The 2939-nt window shown below is 47.6% G+C and carries 3 protein-coding genes; all 3 read left to right on the top strand.

Translation table 11 applies throughout. From position 1 onward, the window contains the following. Positions 1–580, top strand: a 580-nt coding sequence (locus WBA23_RS14920; RefSeq protein WP_424583078.1) for a hypothetical protein, incomplete at its 5' end; no start/stop codon positions are given. Between the two features lie 85 nt (positions 581–665). After that, positions 666–1802 carry a conjugative transposon protein TraM gene (gene traM, locus WBA23_RS14915; RefSeq protein WP_424583077.1) on the top strand — a complete coding sequence of 379 codons (1137 nt, stop codon included), beginning with the start codon at positions 666–668 and terminating at the stop codon, positions 1800–1802. Positions 1803–1804: 2 nt separating this feature from the next. Continuing rightward, a complete protein-coding gene (traN, locus tag WBA23_RS14910; RefSeq protein WP_424583076.1) occupies positions 1805–2815 on the top strand; it encodes a conjugative transposon protein TraN in 1011 nt (336 codons plus the stop codon). Positions 2816–2939: the final 124 nt, after the last annotated feature.

The following is a 2939-nucleotide window of genomic DNA, read 5'->3' as shown; positions in this document are numbered from 1 at the left end:
TCGTAGCATTCACGAAAAAGTAAAAGCTTCGGAAGCGCGAATCAGCAGCTTTATTACCACCCTTCAGCGCTTATCGATGAGCAGGGCTTTCGCCTACCAAGATAAGCTTAATACGCTTAAACTATACGCCGGCCTGAGAAACGTGTCATTACCCGGACGGGTGACCGCTACAGCGGCCGAGTTTGAAGACGGGGGTAGCTTTGAGGGCACAGTGGTTGATAATGATGCGATTTTAGGTCGTGCCACTGATTATCAACAATCCGCCAATGACGCTGCTAACGCTTGGCGTAATGACCCGGAAGATGACCGAGCTCAAATGACTTCGGCACAAAACATTTTTAATGATCCGCCCCCGCCCCATCCTGCTACCGGAGAGCGGTTATACTCAATCTATGGAATAGAAGATGAACTCCGGGTATGGCGGGAGCTTTACGAAGCATGGCAGCACAAGCATGCCAGTGATCTTAACGTCCTGAGTGAAGAGCAGATGGAATACGTTCTGCACGCTAAGCCATTAGGCATTAAGGACGATGAGTGGATGGATATCATAACCCATAAAATAGAGAAAGGACAGTTTTAATACATACCTAATGAGTAATACTTCATCAACATCCCCTACATTACTAGCGACTGTTTTGGAAACTCACTGGTCAAGTATCGCTTTTATGTCAGTTTTGGCCGTACTTGGATTAGCATCCGGACTTATTTCATACTCCCCCGCTTCAGGAGGCAGTCCAATGACTACCCAAACCATCGATATGAGCCTTCCCGAGGTTATGGATAAGCGATTTGAGTCTGAAAAATATAAAAATCAGGCTGAGGATGATTGGGTTGAACCGTCCAAGGAAGAAAAACAAGTCTCTCGTCCGAAAAGTAGATTAGGACTCCAGAATACCCAAGTAGGGAAAAACGACTATTTCCTAGAGAGCCTCCAAGATCAGCAGGCTCGAAATCAAGCGGTCATTCAAAACTTTGGAAAAAGTGTAGCCCTGTCACCCCAAGAGCAGGCTCGGGTGGACCAACGCAATGCAGCATTAGCCCGCGCGGACGCGCTCACCAATCAGGCCACAAATCAGCTTGATGCGCTACAACATTCACAACCGGTAGTTACGAGCCATGCGCCAGTAGCTGATCCGAATGCCGTACAGGTATCGGTGGCTGATTTAGATCAATACGTAGCCAGTGTTGATGACTACCATCGCCCTATGAATGCTTTCTATGGCATGGGGGGGGAGCGCAGCGTCCCTGAGCGTATTGAAACAGGGTATGTACCTAACGCCATTGAAGCTGTTATCCACGGGGAAGCCGATCAGATCAAGGTACGTACTGGTTCGGAAGTTCGATTGCGTCTGTTACAAGATATTGATGTTGGCGATCTGCGGGTAAAGAAACACACGCTGCTGAGTGGAACGTGTCAGATTCAAGGGGATCGAGTAAGGATTAGTATTTCGGTGATCCGTATGGGTAGTCGAATCATACCGATAGATATGAGCGTTCATGATAATGATGGCTACCCTGGTGTCTACGTACGGGGCCTTCAGGATAAAACCCGAATGGCTTCGGCAGGAGCGAGCGCCCTTCAGGGTGGGGGGGGTGGAATGACGACCCCCTATATGGTACCCGGTGCCGGACAGGGGGCTGCCGAAATGGTCGTTGGCCAAACAGCCCTACGGGGGGTGAATATGGTAATACAGGGGGCTCGCTCCCTGGTCACCCGGAAGATTACTCAGGATCAAGCAACGATTCCAGCGAATTATAAAGTTTTTTTAAAATCGCGTAATCAGACGCAAAAACCGCAATAGCTATGCTAAAATTTATATGCCGAATTGGTTGGTTACTTTTGCTAGGGGGGATAGGTTTCTCATCTACTGACCTATGTGCTCAAAAAATCCCATCGCCTACTATTCCGGATGTGGCGTTGCATCAACCCGAAGGAGAACGGCCTTTATTACTAGGACCCACCCCTGAGCAAGGGGCCGTTAACAGGTCTGAAGGTCATCAATCGCTAGTCATCCCAATCAGTGATCAAGCCGTGCGAAAAAGCTATCAGCTGGAGGCTAGCTATCATAAAACTACCCACTTAATTTTTCCCTCTCGCATAATTTACGTTGACCTTGGATCGGGGGGGGTTATTGTCAACCGAGTAAAGCCCACTGAAAATGTGATAAAAGTAAAGGCCAACGAGTTTGGCTTTGAGCAAACCACCCTGGTGGTCATTACCGAAGAAGGAAAGTACTACCCCTTTATGGTTAACTACGTAGAAAACCCCACGCAGCTTAATATCAATATGGCCGCCATGGTTCAATCCAACCAGCAGATGGGGGGATTAGCAAAAACCTCGTGGGAAAGCATCTCGTTTAGCGACGAGATGCACAATCGGGAAAACACGGCTGATATGGCTAAGAAGGTACTCAGCAAACGTCGCCATATTCGGGATGTAGGAACCATTAATATGCGGATGTCCTTTTTGCTAACGGGCGTTCATGTTCATAAAAAAAACCTGTTTCTTCAAATTGAGCTGGAGAACCGCAGTGATATAGATTATGAAATTGATTTCTTTAAATTCTTCATTAAAGATCAGGATATCACCAAGCGGATGGCCTACCAGGAATTGGAGCTGGATAACGTGCAACAGCATCCGGTATCACGCCGGGTCATCCCACACCAAAGTTCGGTCACAGTAGTATTTGCCATGCCTATGGTCAGCTACGGGGATGATAAGCAACTGGAGGTACAGCTGTACGAACGCAACGGAGGGCGTCACCTACGGTTTGATATTAATGCGGATGTGATCACCCGAGCCAAACGACTATGAAAGCGATTTTTATCTTGGTAGTAGCTATATTTAGTAGTATGCTGTTCTGTACCCGAGCTACTGCTCAAATTCACAATATCAAACAGCGCTTTTTAGAATTAGGCGGAGGGGTTATCGATGGGTC

It is taken from the genome of Tunicatimonas sp., from assembly GCF_049647865.1.
Lineage (GTDB): Bacteria > Bacteroidota > Bacteroidia > Cytophagales > Cyclobacteriaceae > Tunicatimonas.
This window is presented reverse-complemented; position numbering and strand designations above follow the sequence as displayed.

What these genes read in the sequence shown, in the direction of transcription:
- traN (WP_424583076.1), top strand. Translation starts at nt 1,805, where the DNA reads ATGCTAAAATTTATATGCCGAATTGGTTGGTTACTTTTGCTAGGGGGG.
- traM (WP_424583077.1), top strand. Translation starts at nt 666, where the DNA reads ATGTCAGTTTTGGCCGTACTTGGATTAGCATCCGGACTTATTTCATAC.